General features: G+C 50.4%; 1 protein-coding gene. It reads right to left on the reverse strand.

All coding sequences use genetic code 11. The annotated features are described in order from the left end of the window. Positions 1 to 25: 25 nt before the first annotated feature. The coding region (gene ribA / locus R7040_RS26925; protein ID WP_041954450.1) for a GTP cyclohydrolase II at positions 26 to 678 on the reverse strand (653 nt) is incomplete at its 5' end.

The raw sequence follows: 678 nt of genomic DNA on the forward strand, positions 1-678 counted from the left end.
TCGATTTGATACCCGCCAGAAACGATCATTCCGTTTGATCAACAAAATGGGGATCAAACATGTGCCCTAATTTGTTTGCTTTGGTTTTTAGATAGTGTTGGTTGCTTGGATTGCGACCTTCTTGCAGTGGCACACGCTCAACGACATTGATGTGCGCGTTTTTCAAAGCCGCAAGCTTACGGGGGTTGTTGGTCATCAGACGCACTTCGTCAATCCCTAAATGCTCTAACATCCCTTTGCAAAACGCATAGTCTCGCATATCAGCAGCAAACCCTAAACGCTCATTCGCCTCAACGGTATCCGCACCATCATCCTGCAAGTGATAGGCGCGAATTTTGTTGATTAAACCGATGCCACGTCCCTCCTGACGCAAATAGAGCAGCACGCCGCAGCCCTCTTCGACGATGTTTTGCAACGCACGATTTAACTGAAAACCGCAATCGCAGCGGGTGCTAAATAGTGCGTCCCCAGTGAGACATTCAGAATGGAGCCGAATCAATGGCGCAGGCTGAGACGTCGGGTCGCCATACACCAGCGCGAGATGCTCCTTCCCTGTAGCCGTCTCGATGAAGCCGTGCATCATGAATGTGCCCCACTGAGTTGGCAGCTTGGCTTTGTCGATGAACTTAACCAAATTGTAAGGCTCGACATGCCGCAGCTCTGCGCGTACGTTCATCA

The organism is Vibrio sp. 1069, from assembly GCF_033340555.1.